At 36.7% G+C, this 24,279-nt stretch carries 30 protein-coding genes; 12 read left to right on the top strand and 18 right to left on the bottom strand.

The genetic code is table 11. The annotated features are described in order from the left end of the window. Positions 1–38: 38 nt before the first annotated feature. From K5S59_RS20370 to K5S59_RS20360, 3 genes are all read right to left on the bottom strand, one after another. On the bottom strand, positions 39–716 hold the full coding sequence (locus K5S59_RS20370) for a CPBP family intramembrane glutamic endopeptidase (protein WP_098257804.1): 678 nt from the start codon (positions 714–716) through the stop codon (positions 39–41). A gap of 97 nt (positions 717–813) precedes the next feature. After that, positions 814–1,692 carry a nucleotidyltransferase domain-containing protein gene (locus tag K5S59_RS20365; RefSeq protein WP_000494424.1) on the bottom strand — a complete coding sequence of 293 codons (879 nt, stop codon included), beginning with the start codon at positions 1,690–1,692 and terminating at the stop codon, positions 814–816. After that, complete coding sequence (locus K5S59_RS20360) at positions 1,661–1,969, bottom strand: YuzD family protein (RefSeq protein ID WP_000248590.1); 309 nt, start codon at positions 1,967–1,969, stop codon at positions 1,661–1,663. The genes K5S59_RS20365 and K5S59_RS20360 overlap by 32 nt, the downstream gene beginning before the upstream one ends. A gap of 206 nt (positions 1,970–2,175) precedes the next feature. On the opposite strand from K5S59_RS20360, the gene K5S59_RS20355 reads away from it, so the two are divergent. Next, positions 2,176–2,412 carry a NifU family protein gene (locus K5S59_RS20355; RefSeq protein ID WP_000431158.1) on the top strand — a complete coding sequence of 79 codons (237 nt, stop codon included), beginning with the start codon at positions 2,176–2,178 and terminating at the stop codon, positions 2,410–2,412. Between the two features lie 315 nt (positions 2,413–2,727). Next, complete coding sequence (locus K5S59_RS20350; RefSeq protein WP_001125489.1) at positions 2,728–2,943, top strand: hypothetical protein; 216 nt, start codon at positions 2,728–2,730, stop codon at positions 2,941–2,943. Positions 2,944–3,003: 60 nt separating this feature from the next. On the opposite strand, the gene yutH is transcribed toward K5S59_RS20350, so the two are convergent. Continuing rightward, complete coding sequence (gene yutH / locus K5S59_RS20345) at positions 3,004–4,005, bottom strand: spore coat putative kinase YutH (protein WP_000581261.1); 1,002 nt, start codon at positions 4,003–4,005, stop codon at positions 3,004–3,006. 120 nt (positions 4,006–4,125) lie between these two features. Here yutH and K5S59_RS20340 point away from each other — a divergent pair, with 120 nt between their 5' ends. Next, complete coding sequence (locus tag K5S59_RS20340; protein ID WP_000665100.1) at positions 4,126–4,617, top strand: phosphatidylglycerophosphatase A family protein; 492 nt, start codon at positions 4,126–4,128, stop codon at positions 4,615–4,617. A 76-nt stretch (positions 4,618–4,693) separates the two neighbouring features. Here K5S59_RS20340 and K5S59_RS20335 read toward each other — a convergent pair whose 3' ends face one another. The 3 genes from K5S59_RS20335 to K5S59_RS20325 all read right to left on the bottom strand — a co-directional run bounded on the left by K5S59_RS20335 (position 4,694) and on the right by K5S59_RS20325 (position 9,021). Next, positions 4,694–5,173: a GNAT family N-acetyltransferase gene (locus tag K5S59_RS20335; RefSeq protein ID WP_001020822.1), complete on the bottom strand. Its 480-nt coding sequence runs from the start codon at positions 5,171–5,173 to the stop codon at positions 4,694–4,696. 502 nt (positions 5,174–5,675) lie between these two features. Beyond that, a complete protein-coding gene (locus K5S59_RS20330) occupies positions 5,676–8,249 on the bottom strand; it encodes an FtsX-like permease family protein (protein WP_212981855.1) in 2,574 nt (857 codons plus the stop codon). Next, positions 8,233–9,021 carry an ABC transporter ATP-binding protein gene (locus K5S59_RS20325; protein ID WP_098068396.1) on the bottom strand — a complete coding sequence of 263 codons (789 nt, stop codon included), beginning with the start codon at positions 9,019–9,021 and terminating at the stop codon, positions 8,233–8,235. Before K5S59_RS20325 ends, K5S59_RS20330 begins: the two co-directional genes overlap by 17 nt. 197 nt (positions 9,022–9,218) lie before the next feature. On the opposite strand from K5S59_RS20325, the gene K5S59_RS20320 reads away from it, so the two are divergent. Continuing rightward, a complete protein-coding gene (locus tag K5S59_RS20320) occupies positions 9,219–9,800 on the top strand; it encodes an NAD(P)H-dependent oxidoreductase (RefSeq protein ID WP_000683405.1) in 582 nt (193 codons plus the stop codon). 33 nt (positions 9,801–9,833) lie between these two features. Here the strand turns inward: K5S59_RS20320 and K5S59_RS20315 are convergent, their stop codons facing one another. The 4 genes from K5S59_RS20315 to K5S59_RS20300 form a co-directional block, all read right to left on the bottom strand. Continuing rightward, positions 9,834–10,364: a hypothetical protein gene (locus K5S59_RS20315; RefSeq protein ID WP_000289905.1), complete on the bottom strand. Its 531-nt coding sequence runs from the start codon at positions 10,362–10,364 to the stop codon at positions 9,834–9,836. 115 nt (positions 10,365–10,479) lie between these two features. Beyond that, on the bottom strand, positions 10,480–11,244 hold the full coding sequence (locus K5S59_RS20310; RefSeq protein ID WP_000276470.1) for a TIGR01457 family HAD-type hydrolase: 765 nt from the start codon (positions 11,242–11,244) through the stop codon (positions 10,480–10,482). Between the two features lie 108 nt (positions 11,245–11,352). Continuing rightward, positions 11,353–11,985, bottom strand: coding sequence for a helix-turn-helix transcriptional regulator (locus tag K5S59_RS20305; protein ID WP_000503348.1), 633 nt, complete (start codon positions 11,983–11,985; stop codon positions 11,353–11,355). An 85-nt stretch (positions 11,986–12,070) separates the two neighbouring features. Beyond that, entirely contained in the window at positions 12,071–12,511 is a 441-nt protein-coding gene (locus K5S59_RS20300; RefSeq protein ID WP_000274001.1) for a DUF86 domain-containing protein, read from the bottom strand. A 147-nt stretch (positions 12,512–12,658) separates the two neighbouring features. Here K5S59_RS20300 and glpX point away from each other — a divergent pair, with 147 nt between their 5' ends. The 3 genes from glpX to K5S59_RS20285 all read left to right on the top strand — a co-directional run bounded on the left by glpX (position 12,659) and on the right by K5S59_RS20285 (position 14,783). After that, positions 12,659–13,630 (top strand): class II fructose-bisphosphatase, encoded by a 972-nt coding sequence (glpX, locus tag K5S59_RS20295; protein ID WP_000439090.1) that lies wholly within the window; start codon positions 12,659–12,661, stop codon positions 13,628–13,630. 16 nt (positions 13,631–13,646) lie between these two features. Next, positions 13,647–13,913 carry a DUF3055 domain-containing protein gene (locus K5S59_RS20290; RefSeq protein WP_000392615.1) on the top strand — a complete coding sequence of 89 codons (267 nt, stop codon included), beginning with the start codon at positions 13,647–13,649 and terminating at the stop codon, positions 13,911–13,913. A 372-nt stretch (positions 13,914–14,285) separates the two neighbouring features. Further along, positions 14,286–14,783 (top strand): hypothetical protein, encoded by a 498-nt coding sequence (locus tag K5S59_RS20285; RefSeq protein ID WP_001174581.1) that lies wholly within the window; start codon positions 14,286–14,288, stop codon positions 14,781–14,783. A 45-nt stretch (positions 14,784–14,828) separates the two neighbouring features. Here the strand turns inward: K5S59_RS20285 and K5S59_RS20280 are convergent, their stop codons facing one another. Beyond that, a complete protein-coding gene (locus tag K5S59_RS20280; protein ID WP_002073449.1) occupies positions 14,829–15,140 on the bottom strand; it encodes a YutD family protein in 312 nt (103 codons plus the stop codon). A gap of 115 nt (positions 15,141–15,255) precedes the next feature. On the opposite strand from K5S59_RS20280, the gene K5S59_RS20275 reads away from it, so the two are divergent. After that, positions 15,256–15,834, top strand: coding sequence for a YhcN/YlaJ family sporulation lipoprotein (locus K5S59_RS20275; protein ID WP_000744136.1), 579 nt, complete (start codon positions 15,256–15,258; stop codon positions 15,832–15,834). A 37-nt stretch (positions 15,835–15,871) separates the two neighbouring features. Here K5S59_RS20275 and K5S59_RS20270 read toward each other — a convergent pair whose 3' ends face one another. Beyond that, positions 15,872–16,603 (bottom strand): MerR family transcriptional regulator, encoded by a 732-nt coding sequence (locus tag K5S59_RS20270; RefSeq protein WP_000178113.1) that lies wholly within the window; start codon positions 16,601–16,603, stop codon positions 15,872–15,874. A 99-nt stretch (positions 16,604–16,702) separates the two neighbouring features. Between K5S59_RS20270 and K5S59_RS20265 the strand changes: the two genes are divergently transcribed. Further along, positions 16,703–17,518: a YhfC family intramembrane metalloprotease gene (locus K5S59_RS20265; RefSeq protein WP_002073448.1), complete on the top strand. Its 816-nt coding sequence runs from the start codon at positions 16,703–16,705 to the stop codon at positions 17,516–17,518. 23 nt (positions 17,519–17,541) lie between these two features. Here K5S59_RS20265 and K5S59_RS20260 read toward each other — a convergent pair whose 3' ends face one another. Next, positions 17,542–17,985, bottom strand: coding sequence for a hypothetical protein (locus tag K5S59_RS20260; protein ID WP_000738556.1), 444 nt, complete (start codon positions 17,983–17,985; stop codon positions 17,542–17,544). A 140-nt stretch (positions 17,986–18,125) separates the two neighbouring features. Here K5S59_RS20260 and K5S59_RS20255 point away from each other — a divergent pair, with 140 nt between their 5' ends. Continuing rightward, positions 18,126–18,680: a histidine phosphatase family protein gene (locus K5S59_RS20255; protein WP_000734021.1), complete on the top strand. Its 555-nt coding sequence runs from the start codon at positions 18,126–18,128 to the stop codon at positions 18,678–18,680. Positions 18,681–18,754: 74 nt separating this feature from the next. Next, positions 18,755–19,237: a YbaK/EbsC family protein gene (locus K5S59_RS20250; RefSeq protein ID WP_000272728.1), complete on the top strand. Its 483-nt coding sequence runs from the start codon at positions 18,755–18,757 to the stop codon at positions 19,235–19,237. A gap of 17 nt (positions 19,238–19,254) precedes the next feature. Here K5S59_RS20250 and lipA read toward each other — a convergent pair whose 3' ends face one another. After that, positions 19,255–20,151 (bottom strand): lipoyl synthase, encoded by an 897-nt coding sequence (gene lipA / locus K5S59_RS20245; RefSeq protein ID WP_000166375.1) that lies wholly within the window; start codon positions 20,149–20,151, stop codon positions 19,255–19,257. A 189-nt stretch (positions 20,152–20,340) separates the two neighbouring features. On the opposite strand from lipA, the gene K5S59_RS20240 reads away from it, so the two are divergent. Further along, positions 20,341–21,324 carry a M23 family metallopeptidase gene (locus K5S59_RS20240; RefSeq protein WP_000944676.1) on the top strand — a complete coding sequence of 328 codons (984 nt, stop codon included), beginning with the start codon at positions 20,341–20,343 and terminating at the stop codon, positions 21,322–21,324. Positions 21,325–21,360: 36 nt separating this feature from the next. Here the strand turns inward: K5S59_RS20240 and yunB are convergent, their stop codons facing one another. The 3 genes from yunB to K5S59_RS20225 form a co-directional block, all read right to left on the bottom strand. Then, positions 21,361–22,092: a sporulation protein YunB gene (gene yunB, locus K5S59_RS20235; protein WP_000021813.1), complete on the bottom strand. Its 732-nt coding sequence runs from the start codon at positions 22,090–22,092 to the stop codon at positions 21,361–21,363. A 54-nt stretch (positions 22,093–22,146) separates the two neighbouring features. Then, the gene (locus tag K5S59_RS20230) at positions 22,147–22,449 is read right to left on the bottom strand and encodes a YunC family protein (protein WP_000248463.1); all 303 of its coding nucleotides are present in this window, start codon (positions 22,447–22,449) and stop codon (positions 22,147–22,149) included. A 65-nt stretch (positions 22,450–22,514) separates the two neighbouring features. Then, the gene (locus K5S59_RS20225) at positions 22,515–23,906 is read right to left on the bottom strand and encodes a bifunctional metallophosphatase/5'-nucleotidase (protein WP_080000203.1); all 1,392 of its coding nucleotides are present in this window, start codon (positions 23,904–23,906) and stop codon (positions 22,515–22,517) included. Between the last annotated feature and the right edge of the window lie 373 nt (positions 23,907–24,279).

Raw genomic sequence — 24,279 nt, 5'->3', positions numbered from 1 at the left:
ACACTACAAAAAGACGCCCTTTTCAAAAAGGCGTCTTTTTACAGTTGAAAATTCAATAATAAATAAAATGAATTGTTTAATACATGAATTCCAATTGGAACGAGTAAATTATTTGTTTTCTTATATGTGTAGGCTAAACATACACCCATACCAAAAATATATAAAACACTCCCTACTGTAAGGGGATGACCTAAAGTAAATATAAAAGCACTTATAACGGCACTACTACGTGTAGAGAAACGCTGAGATAATTTCGTGAAAAATATCCCACGAAATAGAAGCTCTTCCCAAATCGGTGCAAAAATCGTGAGTACAACTACGTATAAAATGATTTCACTTTTAGTAGGCTCTATTACTAGATTAGCTTCATCCACACCAAGCCCATATGGTAAAACTAAATTTAATACCGCAAGATATATAAGCAGTACGATCATCGTCATTACTATCGTTACATAATGCTTAAAATTATTGAACTGTATTGATTTTACTAAATGCACACAGTAATTTCTTGCTGGTGCATATATTAAAATAATAGTAAAAAATGTTAAAGGCGGAATAAGATGATCTACATACCATGGATATAAGGAAGAGTCATATATAAGGTTCAAAAAACCAATTCCATGCATTACCCCAAAAATAATTATTATCATACTGATTACTTCGATCATACTCATTTGTACATTCTTTTCTTCATATGTAGCTAATTCTGTGTTCACCCTATCCCCTCCAGTATAATTAAACCTTTTAAACCATTATATACCATTTTTAACACGAAAACAGACGATACAATTTACTGTATCGTCTGTTTTTCCCCTACCATTTCTCTCTACATGTTTCAATTAAATGCAATAAGTACTTCCTCGTCATATCTGCCCTTCTCCACCTTGAGAGCATTCGTTTTTCTTTTGGATTTTGCCGTATTCTCGCTACTTCTTTTAATAAAAGCTCCCATTCTTCTCCTGAACGTTCTAACAAGTATTGCAATCCACTATCTTTTGAAACGATTGTTTTATGATCTAGTGTATATAAAATACGGCCCATCGTAACGACAGCTGATTCTACCCACTCTTCTATGAAAAATAAATACGGCTGCTTCGCTTTTTCACTCCAGTACTGTTCTACGTTATATTTCATCGTATTGACTACATCGTCCCACTTTATTTGAAACGGAAGATCTTCCGCTTCTTTCCCGGTAACTGTAATACCTTGATTTTTTAACGTCCACCATGTGACCGCATTAATATCCCAATGACCTACATTCGCTTTACCATCTGCACAATACACGTACTCATTCATTTCATCATTGTATTTCCCTAAATCAGCAAGCGGGATATACATACCATCCATTCTCTTACCTAACGTACTACCACTAATTTTCTTATGAAGTTCGACAAGTTGCTGTTTTTCAGCTTCATTCACGGAATCACTTATTACTGTAATAAAATCAACATCGCTCGTTTCTCCATGAAATGCACCGAGTGCGATGGATCCGTAAATATATACCCCGACTATTTTCTCATCTAAAAAAATTTCTTTTAATTCTATTGTGTACCGCTCCATTAACTGTTGTACTTCCGTTGGTAACGCATGCTTCACTCCATTTTGCACATCTATCCCTCCAATAAAAAAAGCCTTCGCAAATTCGCAAAGGCTTCCTGTTTTATAAATATTTCTCGATTTCTTCGTAAACATCCTTCAAACGAGGATTTCCTTCTCCAACAATTTCCCCATTTACAAGAACGACCGGATAAAATAAATCTTCTTCCACTACGCGCTCTGCGAATGCTTTTTTATCTTCATCTTCTTGTTCTTCTTGAAAATCAATATACTCGAAATTAAATTTATTTTCTTGTCCTTCATATTTACGACCAATCGCCGCTTGTAGCCACTCAAATGTTTCTGTTGAAGATGGCATTCCAACGCAGCTCGCACAAATTACTTTCGTCCCATACACTTGCACATTAACCATTTCTTCTCCCCCACTTCTTGTTTCAACAGTATATTCAGATGTCTTAGTACATAAGCACATCATTTTACAAACTTATTCCATACCCCTATACTGAAAAAACACGTTGTAAACATGATAAAAAATTTCGACATTAAAACAAGAACAGAAAAAATAGATTTTCCCCTCTATCTTGATTATAATAAAACTGATGAAAGGAGTCGATAAAAATGGAAAACCCACATATGGAAGAACAAGTACTAGAAGTATTAGATAAATTACGTCCATTCTTACTTCGCGATGGCGGAGACGTTGAATTAGTAGACATTGAAGAAGGTATCGTAAAATTACGCCTTATGGGTGCTTGCGGAAGCTGCCCAAGTTCTACAATCACACTAAAAGCTGGTATCGAACGCGCATTACTAGAAGAAGTACCAGGCGTTATTGAAGTAGAACAAGTATTTTAATCTAAAAGCGGAAGCGGCTCGTTCAGAACAGGAGGTCATTGGAGCTCCTGACGAAGAGGCGCTTTTTGCCTCACAGGAAGGCGCGAAATGGCCGACTGTTCTAGCCGCTGGTGCTGGATATTAATCTAAAAGCGGAAGCGGCTCGTTCAGAATCGCTTCCTAGAAAGAGACCCATTTGGGTCTCTTTTTTTATTCAAAAAACACTTCTCCTTTAACATCATAAAACAAAATTGGAAATCCTTCTCAAAAAGTGAGATAATTAATACTATAGAATCGTTCACACATATAAAAGTAAAAAACATAGGGGGACGACACATGCCAAAAATGGGGAACACTTTCTTAACAATTCAAGAACTAGAAAAGAAAAAAGAGTATTTATTAGACCTTTCATCCGTTATACCAACATGGAATGCAAGTTATCAATTTTTATTTAAAGAAATTCAGCAAGAATTATTGAGTAAAGTAAATGAAAAAATCGAAAGACATCAATTCATTTTAAATATATGTGCAGATCAACAGGTAGGGGCATAATGTATTACATACAATTGTGATATATAAAAAAGAGACCTCAATCGGTCTCTTTTTTATATTTTAAGATAGCCAATCTAATTTCCTAATCCCTAACTTATCGACTGGTAAACGAAGTGAGCCATAAAAGTGCTTCATAAATTGCTCAGAGCGGTTCACATCGTGTAAAATGGCTTCTAAGCGATCTCTATATATGCTTTTTTGTTCTTCGTTTCCTGTTTGGTAATATCGTTCGACTGTTTCAAAGTAGTGAAGCGGGAATAAGAGCCTTGCAAATAATAGGCGCCAACCAAATGAGGATAGCGAATAATTCCGTTCATAATCTGTAACAAATTGAACGATTGTTTGCTCCCAGTCTTTCTTTTTTTCTATCATCATATAGCGAATTAATTCTGCCATATCTCGAGTTGGGTGATCATACACCCAATCGAAAGGAAGTTTGAGACGCTTCGTTTGATGCCATAATAAAGGTGTGAATCGTTCTTGGCAAATTGTTGCTGCATCAGTTAGTTGCGGCGTATCATCCATTTCTGTATCAACAACATATTGAATTGCATTTTCTGCAACTCCTAAGTAATACGGGAAGGATTCAATAAACAATTGATCGAATACGTCTGTAGGGTGGTTCATCACTTGTGATTGCCAAAACTTTTCTAATTGATCGAGCCTTTTTTCCCATAACGCTTTCCATTCACCAATGCGGCTTAATTGCTCAACTTCTTCTGGAAAGAATGCACCTCGTTTATGGAATATAGAAAGCTCACTTCCTAATGACGTAGCATGTCGTTCTAACGTACGCATACCTTTTAATAAGCAGTAATTTTGTTCTTCTATCTCACATACATAGTAGCCGTGTATAGTCGGAACGAAAGTCGCTACAGTTATATCCCCTTGCTGGTTCATATAGTCACTGAGCTTTTTCATCTCTACAAGTACTTCTTCCTCCATTTCTCCAATTGGAACAAGTACATAAATTTTGTTGCGAATCCAAAAGCTTTTATAGGGGCCAAGGGGGATTAATTCTTTAACATGCATATGATAATGCTCATAAATATGATGAATCATCGCAGTCGCCACCTATGGTTTTTCTTTATATATATGAGCTTGTGCTCGCCTTTCATTCCTATGCACATGATAAAGCAACGAAACGTATACAAATACTAAAAAGAAAAAAAGGTGATAAACATGAAAGAATCAAATCAACTACAAGAAAGAGCATTACAACTATTACAAGAACGTGGTGTAACAATTGACGATATTGCTGAGCTTGTTCATTTTCTTCAAAAAAAATATCATCCAAATTTAGAGATGTCAGAATGCCGTTATAACGTTGAGCGTGTACTATCAAAACGTGAAGTACAAAACGCACTAATTACTGGTATCGAACTCGATGTCCTTGCTGAAAAAGGAATGTTAAGTGAGCCGTTACAAGATATCGTAAAACGTGATGAAGGCTTATACGGAATTGATGAAGTGATCGCACTTTCTATCGTTAATGTGTACGGCTCTATCGGTTTCACGAACTTTGGATATATCGATAAATTAAAACCTGGTATTTTAGAATTCTTAAATGATAAATCATCTGGAAAGGTGCATACATTCCTTGATGATATCGTTGGCGGGATCGCTGCCGCTGCTTCAAGCCGCTTAGCACATAGAGCTGAGCATTCGGAATAATAAAGTGAAACTTTAATTTTGAGGTGGGGGTCTTACTGCCCATTAAAGCGGGATAAAACATGAAAGACCGTCAGTTTCATACTGACGGTCTTTCATATTCCATGAGCATAAATTCTCTTCCGCGACTCAAAAAAATAGGACCTTGCTGAAAACCTATGTTTTTATATAGCGTAATCGCTCTTGTATTAAATGTCGCTACACTAAGTCGGAACGTTTTTGGCTTATATTCTTTCGCAGCAAACGCTATCCCAGATTGAAAAAACATTTTTCCCAGCCCTTTCCCTGTTAACGATGGCTTCATGCCAAGTCCGATATCAATTACATCTTCTCCACCATATAAATGAGCATCTCTTCCACCTGGTACTTGTGCATTTTCCCCAAAACAAAAATAGCCGATAAACTCTCCCTTATCGTCACAACAGCCATAATATGTCCCATCTAATAATTCTTCTATTACTTCTTCCTCTCCTGAAAAACTATATAAATTATAAGGTTCTTCGTACTTCCACGTATTTATCTCATTTGCTTCTGCTACCGTTAACTTGTGTATATTCATCCTTCTCTCCCCTAATCAAATATTCTATATATACTCATTCATTTTTCGCGCCTCATTTCCCTCTAATTGGAATATGCATAATTGCATACGCACACCTATAAATCAAATGGTACAATTTATTTGAATCGCTGTTGCTACACTTCTTGATCAAAGAAAAGGCGTTAAAACGGATATTAGCACCTTTTCAAACTCAAGCAATTGGCATATTTTGTCATCATGAAAGACACTCTAAAGAGTGTCTTTTTTTTATATCTCACGAGGACTTACTCATTTCAAAATATAAACACATAAAATAATGTAATTCTTTACACCCATGAATCTCTTTCTAAAAATTGTGAAGTAGACTCAAAATAAAAAAGCACTCTTGGCTAGAGTGCTTTTTACTTTCAAATAAGGAGGTTACATAATATGGATAGTACTCTCGTATTTAACTTCGGCATTGGTATTGTTATCATTTTATTTGTTTTCTTTGTTCTTTGTATGAGCGGGGTATAGCAATCTTTTATGCTGATAACTCCTTTAAAGTATCACTTAATTTAAACTTTCTTAATTGTAAGGAAGCAATCAATGCTGCCCCTGCCCCAAGCATCAGACTAGCTAGAGCCAATATGAAGACTTGATTATACGGAATGATAATAACTGTTAGCTCAAGACTTGATAACACAATATAGCTAAACAAAATCCCACCAAAAATGCCAATACAACCAGCTATCGCTCCAAGTAAAGTTCCCTCTAATAAAACGATCCGTCTCATTTGCTTCGGAATAGCTCCTACCGCACGAATCATACTAATTTCAGCACGTCTTTCATGCAAGCTTGCGACTATCGCATTCATTAATCCTATACCAGAAATAATGAAAACAATTACAACTAACAAGCGAATTAACATCATCATTTGCGATAATAACTGCTCTTGTTCTTTCAATAAATCATAACTGTTTATAACTTCTACATTCTCTTTATTATTTGTAATTTCTTTTACTTGCTTCTTAATCGATTCAAATGATTGATTAGAATTTGTCATAATTTGAATCGCTTCATATCCTTGTACGTGGAACTTATCGCGAGCCCATTGTTCATTTACAAAAATATCTAACCCTCTTAACCTTAATCCTTGCTCAATAATCGAAACGACTTTAATCGTTTGTTTTTCTTTCCCTTTTCCTTGTACTTCAATCGTATCATGCAACTGAATCCCTAATGTTTTAGCAGTTCTCTTCGTAACGACTCCCTCACCATCTTTTAATGGCTTATTTAAATCTTGTCCTGTAATCACTTTCGCTTTTGTTACTTTTTGATAAGCAACAATATCATTCCCCACAACCTCTATCACATCATATTCAAAATCATCTTTCCTCACATTTTCATACCACTCTTGATCCGCTTTTTTAAAATCATAATTTATAAGCTTCGCTGTAAAGTCAGTAACATTTGCTACGCTCTCTTCTACACTATCAATTTTTTTAATCTTCTCCATCCAACTAAATGGTAATACTTCAGTACTTTGCGATTCTATTGGAATTCTTATTACTAAATCAGCTGGTAAATGTTTTTGTAACCCATCTTTCATGCCTTCGTAAATAGAGTTTATATACATCGTTCCAACAAGTGCTAACATAAAACCGAATGCTAGTATAGCAACCGACACAGCTGCCTTATTCCGATAACGAATTACATTCCGGCTACTAATCGTCGTTTCAATTCGTAATATCATTTGAAACGGTTTTGCAATCACTGGTGCTATCATACGAATAAAGAACGGAATCGCAAATAACAAACCGACTGCAAATAAAAGCGCCCCTATCGCACTTGGATTAAAACCGATATACTGCTCTAATATGTTGCCCGTGAGTCCAATAACAGTACCAATGATTAAAATGCTAAGGCTAAAAGTACTCCATCTTTTTTCTTTTTTCTCATTACTAGGAAGACCTGGCCGAAGTGCTTGAACTGGTGGAATCTTTCTAACCATAAAAGCTGGTATAATGGCCCCTATGATAGACATAACAATCCCTAATAAAAAAGTAATGAGTAAAATCTCACCTGAAATCGAGAATGATGCTTTCCCTGCCCCCTCAATATTCACCCATTTGTTAATGAATGATGCTGCAATTGTTTGCGTACCTGCCCCAAGAATAACCCCTGCTAGCGATCCGATTGCTCCGATACATAAAGCCTCTAATAAAACGACTAATATAATTTGATTTGGGTTACTACCGAGTGCACGTAATAATGCCCACTGCTTAAACCGACTTCTAACAGATAAGAAGAAACTTCCCATTATTAAAAGGGCTACTACAAATAAGGCAATACCACCTAAACTAAAAATTAACGGCTTCATTACATTTAGCCGTTCAAATGCCTTATCAACATAAGTACGTTGGTCCACCTTTATATTTTCAATCCTTTTATGTACATCAAAAGCAATTGCTTTTTTCACATTTACATCTTGTACTTTCACTTGAATGAGATTGAATTGATTTGGTAAATTTAATTCTTTTTGAAGCCAATAGATTGGAAAATAAGCACTATGCCCCATTGATGCCATTAACGGTGGATTTAAAATACCGACGACTTTCACAGTCTTTTCTCCATACTGCGGGAATGGCAGTTTAATCGTATCTCCTACACGTATATTTTCACGATCTGTATACCCTTTTGTCAGCGCTACTTCAGCACCTTCTTTCGGATATCGCCCTTCTAATATTTTATAAGAATGCATTTCTGGAGAATCTTGCTCAACACCCCAATAAGATGGCTTTCCCGATAACTCTTTATAATGTGGAAAAGGATACGGTATAAGTGCTTTTGATATTTTTTCGGCATTTTCTAAGCCATCTATTCCTTTTAAACTTTCATTATTTAAATACATATCATTTTTTATATAGCCAAATTGTAAATTATAATCTCCATACCGGCTTACTACTTGTTCCTTCACACTTTGTTCTACTGATTGATTACCTAGTAATAACATCGTCGCTAACATAACACCTAAAGCTGCACCGAGGGCAATCAACATATTTCGCAGCCAATTTTGTTTCATCGATTTTACCGCATACTTAATTACCCATCGCATCACCTTTACCTCCTACTTTAAAGTGACGATTCATAATTTCTTGAATGTGAGTAACTTGTTGCGAGATATTTCGAAACTTCCACCCTTTACTTTCAGCGTGTTCATGAATCACTTCACCATCTAATAAGAAAACAACTTTATCCGCATGAGCCGCTACGAACGGGTCGTGCGTTACAACAACAGCTGTTTGTCCTAACTCATCACACGCATTTCGAAGTGCCGCGATGATATTTTTGCTGTTTTCTGAGTCTAATGCCCCTGTTGGCTCATCCGCTAATATAATTGCCGGCTCATTTGCAAAAGCTCTTGCTATCGCAACCCTTTGCTGTTGCCCACCTGATAACTGCGCTGGTAAATGCTTTTCTTTTCCTTTTAACCCAACAAGCTCTAATAAACGAGTTGCTGTCACCGTTGCCTTCTTTTGCGATACATTATCCAACAGTAACGGTAATCCTACATTTTCCTCTGCACTAAACACCGGAATCAAATTAAACTGTTGAAAAATAAAACCGATTTTATGTCTTCTAAATAAAGCGAGCTCTTTTTCTTTTAACGTTGAAATCTCTGTACCGTCAACTCGAATACTACCTACCGATGGAATATCTAATCCACCTAATAGCTGCAATAAAGTTGTTTTCCCTGAACCACTTGCCCCCATAATACAAACGAAATCTCCTTTTTGAATTTGAAGATTAATACCTTTTAATATCTTTACTTTACTATCCCCAATATCAAACGATTTTTCTAACCTTTCAATTTCAATAATATTCATCCCCATATCCCCTTCTCTCTCTATTTACCAATCTATATATTCTATTCAAAAATACAAAATCCCTACTATTTTGTATTTTTTTGTCACACACTAATATTTCTCATGTCAGAAAAATTGACTCTCGTAAAAAAAGTAACCATAATAGTTACACGAATACATAAAAGCTATTCACATATCCACAAATAGGAGGAATAACAATGAAACATGTAATCGTTTATGCACACCCAAATACAGAAAGCTTCAACCATGCGATTTTAGAAACTGTAAAACATGAGTTAGAAGGAAAAGGTCATGAAGTACGCGTTCGCGATCTATACGAATTAAACTTCGATCCAGTATTAGGCGCTTCCGATTTCATCTCATTTTCTCAAGGAAACACACCAGAAGATATTAAAGCAGAACAAGAGCATATCTCTTGGGCTGATAGCATTACATTTATTTACCCAGTTTGGTGGGCGGGTCTTCCTGCTATTTTAAAAGGATACGTTGACCGTGTATTTAGCCACGGCTTCGCTTATGCTTACGGTGAAAATGGTATCGAGAAGTTATTAAGCGGTAAAAAAGGCTTACTATTATCTACAATGGGAAATACGAAAGAAGCATACACAGCAGGCGGTATGTTTGAAGCAATGAAGAAAACAGCAGATGTTGGTATTTTTGAATTTACAGGTATTGAAACAATTGAGCATACATTCTATACGAGTGTTCCTTCTGTGGATAACAGTGTGCGTAAGCAATATCTTGAAGAAGTTAAAGATGTTGTGAATCGTGCATTCTAATAAAAAACTCCGGTTGTTAAAACCGGAGTTTTTTTATTTCATCATTAATTTCGGAATATATCTTTGAAGAATGCTTTCTAATTCATTCATATCTTCCTGTCTAATAAGTAAATTTACATTGTCATTCATTTTTTCTCGCCCGCGATATAAAAATATATTTTCTTTTGGATTTTCCCATGTTGATGTTTTATAGCCTTTTAATTCTTCGTATGAATAAAAGTTTAATCCGTCTACTACACCTTTTTCATATATTTGTACACTTTTAATAAGATGGATAGCTATTAAAGTCATAAAACAACTTGCTACAGCATGAATACCTAGCTGAATGAGAAAATGTTCAACTGTATCAATATCACCACTTACGTACTGAGCATATATATACATACATTGCCCAATGAAATATGCTGGTCCAAGTAATGCAATCCAACGTCTTTTCACCCGAGGATACATTGCAATGAGTTTTCCTGAGCTTTTTTTCATTTCATTTATTTTATATATCTTCCATAGAACAAAAAATAAAACACATAATGTAAAAACAAACATAATACATGACATCCAGTACACTCTGATTCCCTCCCTCAAATATCATTACATATAAATTTTACATTTTATATGACAATAACACATATGCAATTATGCATAAAAAAACAGGTAACCTATTTCGGTTACCTGCATTTCATTACATCTTCTCAATCCACTCCGTCAAGTTATGCACAACTTGCGTTGGTTGTACTTCATATTCTGTTAACTTCTCCACAGTTGTGACTCCAGTGTGGACAAGAAGCGTATGCATGCCAGCATTTACTCCCGCTAAAATGTCTGTATCGTAGTTATCCCCAACCATTAATGCTTCATCTTTTCCTATACCAAGCACTTTTAACGCTTGTTCCATAATGATCGATTCTGGTTTTCCGATAAAGATTGGATCCACACCTGTTGATACTGCTACAACTGATGTTAATGAGCCGTTACCTGGTAATAATCCGCGCTCAGTCGGAATGGCAATGTCCCCATTTGTAGAAATAAACGTTGCGCCGTTACGCACAGCAAGACAAGCTTTTGCTAATTTTTCATATGTGATGTCACGATCTAAACCGACAACAACGAAATCAGGATTTTCATCCACAAGTTCAAAGCCTTTTTCCACAAGCGCATCATGTAAGCCTTCTTCACCAATCATATATACAGTTGCGTCTTGTTTACGTTCATAAATAAAGTTCGCTGTCGCCATACTCGTTGTGAATACTTGCTCTGCTTTCGCTGGAATATCGAAACGAACAAGTTTTTCTGCCACCTGTTCTGGTTTACGCGTTGAGTTATTTGTAACAAATAAATACGGAATGCCGCGCTCTCCTAATGCTTTTACGAAGTCGCTCGCTTCTTCAATTTGTTCTTCTCCGCGATACATTGTACCGTCTAAGTCAATTAAGTAACCTTTATACATCATTATGTCTCTCCTTCTATGCTAACGTTCTCACCTTATCATACCACTCTTATATTACCCGCTTTTCAAAAAGAAAAAAACGCTTTACCTAAAAGCGCCCCATAACGTTCATTTTTTCTCTTTTACTTGGTAAGAACAACTACAATCGCCCTCGCACATGTTTGCTAGCGTCTTTACATCTGCTCCTGCAAATAAACGATTATACATCTCTTTTTCATCTTCACATACTTGCGGGAATCTCTCTGCAATTTCCTTTAATGGACAGTTTTGTTTTTCAATTACGAAAGAGTTCTCTCCATCTCTCTTTATTTGAACCATATAACCATTTTTCTCTTGCATAGCTGCTATCTCTTGCACTTTATATGCTAAATTCTTTTGATTACTCACTCGTTTTTGTAGCTGTTCTTCCATTCGCTTCGTTCTCTCTTTTAAAACGTAACGAAGTATTTTTTCATCGCCCATTCGAGCTAAATCTTCTAGCATATCAATCGCAAATTGCTTATACTCCTTCGGGAATGTATCTTCTCCCTTTTCGCTTAATCCATACAAATAAGTTGGTCTTCCGACATGTTGCCTTACCATCTTGGAATAGATTAAACCATCTTTCTCGAGATTACTTAAATGTCTTCGGATTGCCATTTCTGTAATCTCTAAAACGTCAGCTAGTTCCGCTACCGTGTGCTCTCCCTTTACTTTCAACAATTGTACAATTTCATCTTTCGTCGTACGTGCTTCCCCCATGCTTAACCCTTCTCCCTTTTCCCTTACTTTCTCACATACAATATAAGATCCCCAAAAGATAGTCCTGGGGATCTTATAAGCATAATTATTCTGGTACAAATGCAGATACAGGCCCTAATTCCTTTTCTAAATAACTGCGAATATTTGCTGGGTATTTCTCTACCACTGCAATATGTTTTTGAATCGTCTTATATAATTCATCATGATTCATTTGAATATAATCTTGCGTAAGCATTTTTCGAAGAAGGATAATTTCTTTCATCCCTTGTCCATCTTCTGCACTTATCACTCGCTCGTCCATTAAAATATCAATAATATCTTCATAGCTTCCTGGATCGCGCATAATAAATCCATCAATCATCGCATTTCCTACATCTAATACACAATCAATAATTAGATGCGCTATGCGTTCTAATGCGTAAAATTCAAACTCGGTTTCATATATCTTTTTCTCTTGAAATGTACTTGTTGCTCGTTCTAAACATACTAGCATTTGTTCTATTTTCTTTCTGTCTACAAAATACATGAATGTCACCTACCTGGAAATTAAAGCATTTACATTTTAATTGTAACGCTTTCTTCTGAAAAAATCGACAATTTTTCGAATTCACCTTTTCCCCGTAATTTGTTATAGTTATATTTGTATGATTTTTGAAATTGGAGGAATGGAATCTTGGAACGTGAACTCGCACTAGAAATTGTCCGTGTAACAGAAGCAGCAGCATTAGCATCCGCACAGTGGATGGGCCGCGGAAAGAAGAATGAAGCAGATGATGCAGCAACTACAGCAATGCGTGATATGTTCGATTCAGTAAACATGGCAGGTACAGTTGTAATTGGTGAAGGAGAACTTGATGAAGCACCGATGTTATATATTGGTGAAGAACTAGGAACAGGTAACGGTCCAGAAGTAGATATCGCCGTTGATCCATTAGAAGGTACAAACATCGTTGCAAAAGGTCTTGCAAATGCAATGGCAGTTATCGCAATCGCAGATAAAGGAAACCTTCTTCATGCTCCTGATATGTACATGGAAAAAATCGCGGTTGGTCCAAAAGCAGCTGGTAAAATTAGCTTAGATGATCCAATTGAAAAAACAATTGAAATTGTAGCAGAAGCTAACAATAAAAAGATTCGTGACCTAACGGTTATCGTTCAAGAACGTGAACGTCATCAAGATATTATTGACCGTGTTCGTGCAAAAGGTGCACGCGTAAAATTATTTGGTGATGGTGATGTTGGTGCGTCAATCGCAACAGCACTACCTGGAACGGGTATCGACTTATTCGTAGGTATTGGCGGAGCTCCAGAAGGCGTTATTTCTGCAGCAGCATTAAAATGCCTTGAAGGTGAAATGCAAGCTCGCTTAGTTCCAATGAACGAAGAAGAAGAAGCTCGTTGTCGTGAAATGGGATTAGAAGATCCTCGTCAACTTCTTATGTTAGATGACTTAGTATCTGGGGATGATGCAATCTTCTCAGCAACTGGTGTATCTGCTGGTGAGTTATTAGACGGTGTTAAATTCCTTGGCGGAGATTTAGCTGAAACATATTCTATCGTTATGCGCTACAAAACAAGAACGGTACGATTCATTAAAACGCATCACCATTTAGATCATAAACCACACTTAAACTTAGATATTTAATAAAGGAGCCATGTGTATGGAAGAACGTTTCTTTCTGTACGACGATACAGTCGCTACAAGAACTCGTTTCGTTAGCTTTATGGGAGAAAATGAGCGTCATGATTTAGCGCTTTTATACTCCGATCGTCATTACGGTAAAACAATTGTCCTTGATATGCAGCGCAATAAATTTGCAATCATCGGTCCTGACGATTTAAACGAACCAGGCTACTTAGAGCATGCATTTTCTATGACTGAAGAAATTGCAGAAGAACTACGCTCATTTTTATTTGAACTTATATAATTTATCGTAGACACCAGCTATTTTAGCTGGTGTTTTTTCACTATAAGTATTTTGAATTTTCAAACCTTATATTATAATTAAGAATAAATCTATTTGGATAGAAAGGACGTTATCTACGTATGCCGACATTTACTTTGTAGTGGACCAGCAATTGGATAGCATTACTCTCAAAAAAGCACCGTGCTTTTTCAAGGGAGTAGTCTGCCCATTCCCATTACAAAGGAACGTAACGCATCTGTAGTATGATGTTTACGGAGGTTCCTCTTTGGGGAACCTCCTTTTATTTTTGTCTATTTCTCATGTCTTCATACTACAAGACATCCAAATAGCTGTATTACGTTTCTTTACCAATCCTATAAGAGGTGAAGGAAAATGCAGAAAGTACAACTTTCTTGGAGCTTATATGAAAATGAGCAAAACACAATCGAAAAGTATTGTAAAAATTGCAGACGCACTACCCTATTTACTGACACGAATATTCGTAGGCATAACGCCAATGGAAAAAATATATACCGCTTTGCCATTTATAAATGTTCGAAAGATCATACATGGAATCAAAAACTTCGTATTTATAAAGCATTTACTGATCACGTTGAAACAGTCGACATGACGCAGCAAGATCAAACAGAAACAACTACTACCATTTCCATTACGCAACATAAAGAAAACGGCATAGCTGAAATTACGATTGTATTAGACCTCGTTTTCGGTTCCCATCGAATGGATAAAGCTTTATCCACATATATTTCCGACTGGAGCCGTACACGCATTGTGGATAAAATTAAAAATGGGGATATTCAATTAAACGGACAACTAATGAAACCAAACGCCATACTCTCTGAAGGAGATTATATCTCAATTTGTTTATAAGTGAGAATATGCAAAAAATCCTCTTACAATCGTAAGAGGATTTCTTTATTTCTTCATTTTTCGTAATACGAAGTGTGCACAACCGAAGTTACAGTACTCGTATAAATACTCTGATAAAGTACTAATTTTCGTATCATATGTCGAACGTTGATTACTATCATCAAAGAAACCGCGCAACCTAAGTTGCTCATAACCCCAGTCCCCAACGATGTAATCATATTTATTTAAAATTTCTGCATAACGCTCTTTAAATGCTTCTTCACTAAAACCATCACGAAAGTTTTTAATTACTTCGTACTGAACATTATTAATGCTCACCGTAGCATGCATCTCTTGCTCTTGCTTTTGCTCCATCATTAACTTCCTCTCTAAGCATTCTTCTTTTTATCGTATCACAAAGCATACCAACCAACAATTTCAAATACAAAAAATTGAAAATTAGTGCATGCTATGGAGAAGGAGGTGATACATCGTGAAAAAACAAATTCTACTCTCTCTCCTCACTCTTTCCTTATTTGCAGGCTGTCAATCAACGAATAAAGCCGAAATGGAACGTGAAGAAGGAAGTCGTGTTCTTGTTTCCAATAAAAACGACATGTATCATACGGAAAATACAAATACACGATTAACGAGAGTCGGTTATTCATCTAAACAAAAGCATGAAGTATCTAACAAACAAGTAGGAGCCATTAACCGTGAGAAAGTCGCTGAAATGATTACAAGCATGACAGTCAAACTTCCTGACGTTACAAACGCTGCTACGCTCGTTACCGATGATGAAGTATTTGTTGTATACCGTGCAAACACAACGGATCCAAAGCTCGTAGCAGATCAAGTATATAAAGCTGCTTTGTCCATCGTCCCTCGCTATTATAAAGCATATGTATCAACAGACCAAAAGTTGATTTCTCAAATTCAAGGACTTCAATCTGGCGCTTTAAATGATACAGAATATACGCAAAGCATTGATATGTTAAAACGTGAAATGAGCAAAAATCCTCATTTGAACAATACGGGGGATCAGACTTTGAATGATATGATAAAAAAATAAAGAAGGTGGAGAAAACCTCCACCTTCTTTATTTTTGACTATTTCTTACGATCCGCATAAACCTCCATCGCATCACACATAAACTGCGCTAATCCCTCACCAAACTTATCGATATTTTTCGTGAAGCGCTCATCAGCAACATACATTTGACCGAGTCCTTTAAAAGCATCTAATGAATACTCACCGAAGTTTTGCAAGTAATCGTACCATACTCCTATTGCTTCCTGTGCCTCTTTAGAATCTGGTGCGCCGTGTCTAAGTGCCGCTAAATTTCTATAAATGGTATTAAACTCTTCTTGATTGTCTTTTGACATACCTTTCGCATATTCATTCGCTTTATCTACAGCTGCGTCTCCCCATCTTTCACGCGCTTCTTCTTCGTACGGATTTTGGCTGAAATCGAAGCCTTCAAATTTCTCTTTGTTCGTCATTTCAATCTCTCCTTTTGTATGCTGAATTGTTTTATCAATCGTCGCAATCACTTTATCTAACCTAGCACGCTTTTCAATAAGCATTTTCTTATGAAGCTGTAGCGCTTCTTCTCGGTCAAATGATGGACTCATGATAATTTCTTTAATCTTCTTCAAAGGGAAGCCTAGTTCTTTAAAAAATAAAATTTGCTGCAATGTCTCTAAATTTTCATTGGAATACAGACGATATCCAGACTCTGTCGTCTCATCTGGGGTTAACAACCCAATTTCATCGTAATGATGCAGTGTGCGCACACTAATTCCAACTAAATTAGCTACCTCTTTTACCTTCATTGTCATGTGTATCTCCCCCTTAATACATACGATAAAGTATGACGCAACGTTAGAGTCAATAAGTACATTCATTTTTTGTTAAAAGTTTCATCTCCACTATATTTCATGCATAATAGATATGTACATATATTAGAAAGCGGTGAAAGTATGGTTTCAAGTACGGTAATTGCCAGTATCACAATTCAACTTGTGCTTTCGATTCTGGTACCTATTATTGCGTTTGTTTATTTTCGTAAAAAATATCATATTAATTGGAAAGTAGTCGGCGTTGGTATTCTTATTTTTATTGGGTTTACCCAAATTCTCGAAACACCGTTCCACCTATTTATGCGTGGTAATCCAGCAATCGCTCCAATTTTAGAAAATCCATTTGTCTTTGCACTTTATGGCGGACTAACTGCTGGTATTTTTGAAGAATTAGGACGCTTCGTTGCCTTCTTCTTCCTACTAAAAAAATACCTAGAATATAAAGATGGCTTCGCTTATGGAATTGGTCACGGCGGGATTGAATCTATTTTAGTTGGCGGATTCTCTGCATTGCAGACACTTATATTCGCTAATGCTATTAACAATGGTAGCTTCGCTCAAATGGCAGAAAAACTACCACAATTAAATCTTGTAAAGGATATGTTAATAGAACAACCTGCTTATTTATACTTCCTTGGCAGCTTGGAAAGAATTATGGCTCTTGTATTGCAAATTGCCTTTACAATGCTTGTCTTATACGCAGTAAAACAGAAGAAATATATCTTCCTTGTTTACGCTATATTATTCCACGCATTTGTAGACTTTTTCGCGGCACTTTATCAAACAAAAACAATCAACATCTTCGTTGCAGAAGGAATTACCCTTCTCTTCACAATTGGTGCTATCATTCTTATTCGTAAAATGAAAGAGAAATTAATGAGTGTACCGGAATAAAAAATAACCCACCAACTGGTGGGTTATTTTTTACCACGATTTTCGCAATGATGATAACTCTTGCCCTCTTGCAACTCCCTCTTTGTTTCTGCATCTATAACAATGTACTTATGAACCTCTTCTGCTTCATTTTGAGAAAAGGAAGCAAAAAAATAAACTTGGCGATCAGGGTGAACAAAAAAATCTTGAAGTACCACGCTACCACGACAACCCGCGGCTGTTTTTTGTAGGAAAGAAAATTCTTCATCAGGCACTTCTTTAAATAAAATCTTTTTTCGAACGCTATATGCTGCATTGTTGTATTCTTTATACATTTTCTTATCTAGCTGTTCGTAAAACACATCCTCACTAACAAATGGCTTATTCCGATTACTTGGATACTCTACCTTTTGATTGGATTCTGCATATGTTGTGGACAAGTGCATAAAAAAACAAAGACTAAATATAATACACATCATTTTTTTCATAAGTGCACCTCAAATATTCGTTGTCCATATTACTTTTCCACATATTAAAATCAATATGCCGTTTCCCGTTTCCAATAAAAAGGAATTTTTTCTACATTTGTCGAAGTATATAGCGTCAACTTGAAAGATGGGGATGAATTATGAAGAAATTGATTGTAATACGACATTGTTCAGCAATTGGCCAAGAATGTGGTGCCGAATTAACGATTGCAGGAAAAAATCAAGCAAACATTCTTGCTACATTCCTCTTAGAAAACCAACCACAAATAGATCATATTATTTCAAGCCCATTTGTGCGAGCTATCGATTCTATTCGGCCTTATGCGCTCCAAGCTAACCTGTCTATCCAAGAAGATAAACGATTAGCTGAACGCATATTAAGCGACGTTCCAATGGACGATTGGTTGCAAAAACTAGAATCTACTTTTACAAATATAGATATTGCCTTTTCAGGCGGAGAGTCAACAAAACAAGCAACAGACCGTGCTATATCGCTTATCCAAGACGTTTTAAAATTAAACCATACTACAACACTACTCGTTACACATGGAAACTTACTTACGCTCATTTTAAAGCACTTTGATCATACGATTGGTTTTAATGAATGGAGAGCTTTAACAAATCCTGATGTTTATGAAATTATAATCGATGAACAATGTACTATAAAACGATTATGGGAAGTATCGTCCAAGTAATATCTCTTTCCAACACATTCAGTTGACGCCACGAGAAGAAACTGTACTAACAATAGAAAGGGGTATCACTCCATATGTACGAAGATGTACTTGCTTTACTACATAAAACAAATGCTTCTTACGAAAAGTTTGAACACGAACCAGTACTCGATTACGAGACAGATCGGATCGTGCGGGAGAGGCTTGGCTTACAAGGTACTCCAAGTAAAAGCTTATTTTTAAAATCAAAGGCTGGAGATTATTACGTATTTTTTACGTTAGAGGGCACAAGGCTTAACCGAGGAGAAATGAAAGAAATAACTGGAGAACGCTTATCTCTCTGTTCCCCTGATGAACTGCAAGACAAAACCGGTTGTACGCCGGGATGTGTAGCTCCTTTCGGTTATTCACACGATGTAACCATTATTGTGGATAACGCTATTTATACGTACGATAAAATTTTAATTACACCTGGTGTACCTGAATTTACAATTGAATTATCCACAGAGGAATTAAAGAAGATTTTATTAACATGCTCAAATACTGTTTTAGAATATAAACAAAAAGAGAGCCAGTAATCGGCTCTCTTTTTTCATTATTTTGCTTCTGCTGTTTTTTCTTTTGCAGAACGAACTTGCTCGTCCGCATGGTAAGAAGAACGCACAAGTGGGCCAGCTTCACAGTGGCTAAAGCCTTTGCTAAGTGCAATTTCTTTAAGCTCTGCAAATTCTGCTGGTGGGTAATATTTAAGAACTGGTAAATGCTTCTTAGATGGTTGTAGGTATTGTCCAAGAGTTAAAATATCCACATTGTTTGCACGTAAGTCATCCATTGCTTCAATTAAATCTTCTCTCGTTTCACCTAAGCCCACCATAATGCTCGATTTAGTTGGAATATCAGGCTGCATTTCTTTCGCTCGACGTAAAAACTCTAATGAACGGTCATATTTTGCTCTAGCGCGAACTCGGTTAGATAATCGACGTACTGTTTCAATGTTATGGTTTAAAATATCTGGTTTTGCATCCATTAACATTTTTAAGTTTTCTTCTACTCCACCCATATCAGATGGTAATACTTCGATTGACGTAAATGGATTTTTACGACGTACAGCGCGTACTGTTTCAGCAAAAACAGCTGCTCCCCCGTCCTTTAAATCATCACGTGCAACCGCTGTTATAACAACGTGCTTTAAGCCCATTTGTACTACAGAATCTGCTACGCGTTCTGGCTCTTGTAAATCAAGCTCAGTTGGTAAGCCTGTTTTAACCGCACAAAAACGACAAGCACGTGTACAAACCGCACCTAAAATCATAAATGTTGCTGTTTTCCTTACAGCCCAGCATTCATGAATATTCGGACATTTCGCTTCCTCACAAACTGTATGAAGATTCTTAGAACGCATCATTTTCTTTAAGCCTGTATAGTTTTCATTCGTGTTTAACTTAATTTTCAACCATTCGGGCTTGCGCTTATATTCTGTTTGTTTTGTCATGGTTATCAACTCCGCACAATATGAAATAGTTTACCGTGTTCGCTTCTTTCAATGTAACATATCTATTCTAACGTATGAAAGCGATTTGCTCAAATGAAGATTCTAAGATTTTTTCCAATCGTTCCCTATAATGAAATACTCCGTATATCCCACACTAAAAAGAGTGATGTTGTGAAAGGAGTCTATTTCATGCTTCGAAAAATTTCTCTTTTGCTTTCAATTTGCTTTCTTCTCCACCAAAACATCGCTTACGGTGAAGATAATCAGCAAAGCATATACGAAAAGCGCATGGCACTATATAAAGAAACCGAGCAATCTTCAGGCATTCCGTGGTATTACTTAGCTGCAATGGATCAATATGAAAGAAATATACGGAGCGTAAGAAAAGATATTCCGAAAAAACCAGATGCCATCATTTCCCTTTATTTCAAACCAGAAATATGGGCTGGACCCGTTAATGGTAACGACACTCTCCCACATACAATTTCTCTATTTGGCGGGTTAGGTTTAGATGGTGACAAAGATGGATTTGCAAATGCAAATAACGACCGTGATCTTTTGCATACAGCAGCAACAATTTTAAAGAAACAAGGAACGTCCGAAGACCGTGTTCACATTATGCTTTGGGAATATTATAGACGTGCGAAAACAGTTGAATTAATTAGCGAATACGCCCAAATTTATAAACATTATGGACGTATTAACTTAGAAGGAAATGCTTTCCCACTTCCAATTCGTAGCGACCATAGCTACCGTAGTACTTTTGGCGCTGGAAGAAGTTTTGGGGGAAGAAGAGTTCATGAAGGAACCGACATTTTTGCAGGCTATGGCGTACCAGTCAGATCCACTTGCTATGGCATCATTGAAACAAAGGGCTGGAACCGCCTTGGCGGATGGCGCATCGGTATTCGTGACCTTCATAATAATTACCATTATTACGCTCATTTAGGCGGATTCTCAAAAGAAATACAGCTTGGACAAATTGTCGAACCTGGAAAAGTAATCGGATTTGTTGGTAGCACCGGTTACGGCCCTCCCGGCACAGCGGGAAAATTCCCTCCTCACTTACATTTCGGCATGTATAAAGACAATGGCTATACAGAATGGGCTTTCGATCCATACATGCATTTAAGCCTTTGGGAGCGAAAAGAACGCGCGAATACAAAACGATAACCGTAGCACATTGCTACGGTTATTTTTTATATTCGACTAACTATCCGTTTTCTTTTTATCAGGTACAACAACACTCCCGCTTCCATAATACGTAGGCACTTCCCCTTGAACAATACGCGTTGCAATCGGAACGTCTTGTTTTACTTTTATTTCTTTCGTATGAAATGGAATAATGACTTGTAACGTGACTTCCATCTCCATAATAATTTGAATCGCTGTCGTATTGATACCGTGCGGTTCAATTTTTTGTTTAATATCCGTATTCACATGACCAATCGTCGTGAAATCAATTGGAATATCGGGGCCTATATTTCCAAGAAGCGCATTATCCGTTACACGACCAAAAGGAACTGCCATCGTTGCCCCATTTTTTTCAGAAATACCTAGCCCCTTCAAATTACCTTGTTCTACTTGCTGTAAATATTTTTCTATGTATGTGGTCGTTGACGTTACGATTTCATTTACTTGCTTCGTATTTAAATTAATTGTGGATACTTTCCCGTTTTTATCATTTTGTACCTTCATTAATGAATCCACATCGAATCCCTCATTAATTCTATCTTTTACTGCCTTCGTCATAATCGCTGTCGCCATTTTATGCGTCTCTACTTCTCCATATTTAAGTAATGTCGGCTGAATGCTTTTATTCACAATCCATAATCCTTGCACGAGTAATATAACAAAAAGAATAAACGACATAAGCAGTATGTACCGAAAGGAAATAGGTCCCCTTCGAAACCGCGAATTTTTCGAACGAAATATACTCATAAAAAAACCTCCTTCTTATATCATTTCTATGCAAGAAGGAGGGACGATATATGCTTATCTCATTTTTAATAATGCTTCTTTTCCGATTGTGCCAGCCGTAATACCTAAAGCTTCGGCTTCAATCGTTACTGATTCTAGCGGTGCTTCAAGAAGTTGTTCAATCGTTCTTACACCAACCGCGCGGCCAGCAATAATACCTCGATCACCTAACTTCTCATTTAAAAGACCTACATCTAATGCACCGCACATAATATATCCTTTATCGCTCATTACAGCTAGCAAATTTGTCTTTGGAAGTTTGACGCTAACCGCAATAAACGTATAATTATCAATTATAATTGGCTCCACATTAACCATAGTTCACACTCCTCTCTTTCTTATCTGTATGACAAGAGAAAAATGAGTGTTACAAGTTAACTAGCCTATAGTTTGACGGAAAATGTATGAGTTATCAACATGTCTGTTAACACATCTCTAAGTAGTTCTGGCATATAATATTGTTTGTCAGAAAGTGTGGATAGCTCTGGGTATAAGTATCCGAATGTAAACATATCAATCGTTCCTACCGTATATATACGATCTAATTCCAGTGATTCCCCGTTAATCAATACATCTTCAAGTAAAATTTTATTCCCAGGAATCGTATCTGGAATAACTTCTACACCAGCGTAAATCATTTTCCCCATCACTTTCCCGCGAAATCCAAATCCTTTTACCTCAAGGTTCTCCATATTCGGACGGCGCGCTTTCAAAATAACTTCTCGTAACGTTTTCCCTGGTACTTTTAATAAACATGGATTAATGGGATGTGGACAAATTCTGTGAATATCTCCGCGCGTCACAACACCTTCATTTAATCCCTCTAATAGCACACCAGCGTTCACCATGCCAATCTCTGCACTGCACCACGTTTTCAGCGCACTTGCTAACATGTGCGAAAATGATGTCTCCTGAAACCAATCGACCGGTAATGCTTCCTTTAAATGAACGACAGGCTCTTCCATAATATGTTTACTTTCTTCCTGCAGCATTTCAATTGTGGATAACGGCTTACTATAAGCTCCTAAACGTTCTGTCTTAATCGCTCTACCGTCTTTTTTCAACAGCTTCTTCGTCTCTTTATCCACAGTAAGCTGTACGTGCCCAACGTAACGTCCCCACTTTTCACAACAACAAAGTAACGTATTATTCATAAGAACACCACGCTCAAATAAATGGTGCGTATGTGCCCCTAAAATAACATCTATATCATAATGCTCCGCCATATACTCATCCATGCTTTTTCCAAGATGAGAAAGGGCAACTGTAATATGAGCCTCATCTCGCACTTCTTCTAAAATAGACTCTAAATGGATAAGCGGATCTTCAATATGCCAATCAAGCATATGATAAAACTCTGGATACGCAACTGTTAACCCGATAAAAGCAATCGTAATCCCATCTATCGTTGTATGTAATTTATAAGGCTTTGCCCACTCTGGGCGTACGCCTTCTTTTTCAAATAAATTCGCGACGAGCACCTCAAATCCAGCATCATCATATAGACGATTCAAATGCTCCTTCGCTAACGTAATTCCTTCATTATTTCCGATCGTTACATAATCATATAACGCCTCATTTAAAAGCTTCGTATTGCCAAGTCCATTCGTCGCTTCCGAAATACTATGAAAACGATCCACATGATCGCCGATATCAACCGTCAAAACGGTCTCTCCCGCTTCCTGTCTTCGCTTTTTCTCTCCTTGTACAAACCGAGAAATTTGCGGCCAATTTTCAAAATGACTATGTATATCGTTTGTATGATAAAGGTGGATGATTGTTTCTTTATTTATATTCAGAGAAAAAACCTCCTCTCAGTTCCTTACTGCCATTTACGCTATGCGTACGCAATAATCCTGTAAATACTTTTCGTCTTTTCTTGCTATTTTACATTGTACTCGCATTGAGAGAAAAAGCAAAAGATTGCCCTTTTTGGTATGAAAACTTTTTTTATTGTGTGGAAGGATTTTAGATGGTGGATTCTGGGTTGGTTTTGGGGGATTTGTCAAAAAGTTTAACAGAGGGTTCGGTAAGTGGTGTTCGATTGGATTATCCAGTGGGTTTGTCAGTATCTTTTCCTTACTTCATTCGTTCTCTTTTCATATAAAATGTTGCGTGGTATATGAAGAATTTCTTTTGTCTTACTTT

The sequence above is a fragment of the Bacillus sp. BML-BC051 genome (genome assembly GCF_019656175.1).
GTDB classification, from domain to species: Bacteria; Bacillota; Bacilli; order Bacillales; family Bacillaceae_G; genus Bacillus_A; species Bacillus_A mobilis.
Note: the sequence above shows the minus strand (reverse complement) of the source record. Positions and strands in the feature narration are given on the sequence as shown.